At 72.6% G+C, this 2,034-nt stretch carries 2 protein-coding genes; both read left to right on the top strand.

Annotation, left to right across the window (positions count from 1 at the left end; genetic code table 11):
- Positions 1-934 (top strand): lipoyl synthase (gene lipA / locus AC0CYZ_RS19755; RefSeq protein WP_472218418.1); only part of this gene is annotated, 934 nt, incomplete at its 5' end.
- Between the two features lie 54 nt (positions 935-988).
- Positions 989-1,732, top strand: coding sequence for a DUF4191 domain-containing protein (locus AC0CYZ_RS19750; protein WP_472218417.1), 744 nt, complete (start codon positions 989-991; stop codon positions 1,730-1,732).
- Positions 1,733-2,034: the final 302 nt, after the last annotated feature.

The following is a 2,034-nucleotide window of genomic DNA, read 5'->3' as shown; positions in this document are numbered from 1 at the left end:
GCCCGAGTGGATCCGCACCCGTGTGCAGACCGGCCCGAACTTCTCCGAGCTCAAGGGCATGGTGCGCTCGGCGGGGCTCGCCACCGTCTGCGAGGAGGCGGGCTGCCCCAACATCTACGAGTGCTGGGAGGACCGCGAGGCGACCTTCCTCATCGGCGGTGAGCAGTGCACCCGCCGGTGCGACTTCTGCCAGATCGACACCGGCAAGCCCTCGCCGCTGGACCGCGACGAGCCCCGCAAGGTCGCCGAGTCGGTGCGCCAGATGGGGCTGCGCTACTCGACGATCACCGGCGTCGCCCGCGACGACCTCGACGACGGCGGTTCCTGGCTCTACGCCGAGACCGTCCGGCAGGTGCACGCGCTGAACCCCGGCACCGGGGTCGAGCTGCTCATCCCCGACTTCGACGGCCGCGACGACCAGCTCGGCCCGGTCTTCGACGCCGCGCCCGAGGTGCTCGCCCACAACCTCGAGACGGTTCCGCGGGTGTTCCGCCGGATCCGCCCGGGCTTCCGCTACGAGCGCTCCCTCGACGTGATCCGGCAGGCCCGCGACGCCGGGATGGTCACCAAGTCCAACCTGATCCTCGGCATGGGCGAGACCCCCGAGGAGGTCACCGCGGCGATGCGGGACCTGCACGACGCCGGGTGCGACCTGCTGACCCTGACGCAGTACCTGCGCCCGTCGCTGCGCCACCACCCGGTGGAGCGCTGGGTCAAGCCCGAGGAGTTCGTGGAGCACCGCGACGAGGCCACGCGCCTCGGCTTCGCGGGGGTCATGGCCGGGCCGCTCGTGCGCTCGTCGTACCGCGCGGGCCGGCTCTACGCGCAGGCGAAGCTGCACCGCGGCGAGGCGCTCCCCGAGGGCATGGCCGAGCTCGCCACCGAGGGTGAGGCCCGCCAGGAGGTCGGTGCGCTCCTCGCGCGCCGTGGGTAGCGGCAGGGGCGAGCGGAGCGACGGGGAAGACTTCGATCCGGCAGAATGACGGGCATGGCGAAGGGCACGGCCGGCAAGGCGACCAAGGAAGAGAAGAAGGCCGCCAAGCAGGCTGCCCGGACGCAGCGTCGGGAGCGCTGGTCGCAGATCTGGCAGGCCTTCCAGATGCAGCGCAAGGAGGACAAGCTCCTCCTCCCGCTGATGATCGGCGTGATCGTCGCGACCGCGCTGGTGTTCCTGGTCGTCGGCCTGCTGATCGGCCAGTCCTGGTTCCTCGTGCCGATCGGGGTCCTGCTCGGCGCGGCGCTCGCGATGCTCGTGTTCGGGCGCCGCGTGCAGAACAACGTCTACGCGAAGGCCGACGGCCAGCCCGGCGCGGCTGGGTGGGCGCTGGACAACATGCGCGGGCAGTGGCGGGTGACCCAGGCCGTCGCCGGCACGACCCAGCTCGACGTCGTGCACCGCGTGATCGGGCGCCCGGGCGTGGTGCTCGTGGCCGAGGGCGCGGCGCACCGCACGAAGAACCTGCTCGCCCAGGAGAAGAAGAAGATCTCCCGGGTCGCGGGCCAGGTGCCGATCTACGAGCTCACCGTGGGCAACGAGGAGGGCGACGTCCCGCTCTCGAAGCTGCAGCGGCACATGACCAAGCTCCCCCGCAACATCGACCGCGACCAGATGGAGACCCTGGAGAAGCGGCTGGCGGCCATCGCGGGCCGCGGCGGGCCGGCGATGCCCAAGGGGCCGCTGCCCAAGGGCGCGCAGATGAAGGGGATGCAGCGCACCGTCCGCCGGCGCTGACCCCTCGAGCGCCCCACCCCGGTGATCACCAGCACACGGGGCGCCTCGGGGGGCCGCCGGACCTGTCGGACGTGCTGTTGATCAACGCGGGCTGCGGAGGACCGCCGGCCCGGTCGATCAGGAGCACATCAGGCATCCGGGAGGGCCGGCTGGGCTGCCCGGTGCGCCCCTGATCACGACGCGCCGCCGGGGCACCAGCGCGGCACCCGGGGCACGTCAGCGGGCGCGGAGCACGACGGTGCGGCTCACGCGGTCGTGCAGCCCCCGTCCGTCCCGGTCCATGATCAGCGCCGGGACGACGA

It is taken from the genome of Actinomycetospora sp. (assembly GCF_055612215.1).
Note: the sequence above shows the minus strand (reverse complement) of the source record. Positions and strands in the feature narration are given on the sequence as shown.

Excerpts from the sequence above, each read along its gene's own strand:
- AC0CYZ_RS19750 (WP_472218417.1), top strand. The coding sequence starts at position 989 with ATGGCGAAGGGCACGGCCGGCAAGGCGACCAAGGAAGAGAAGAAGGCC.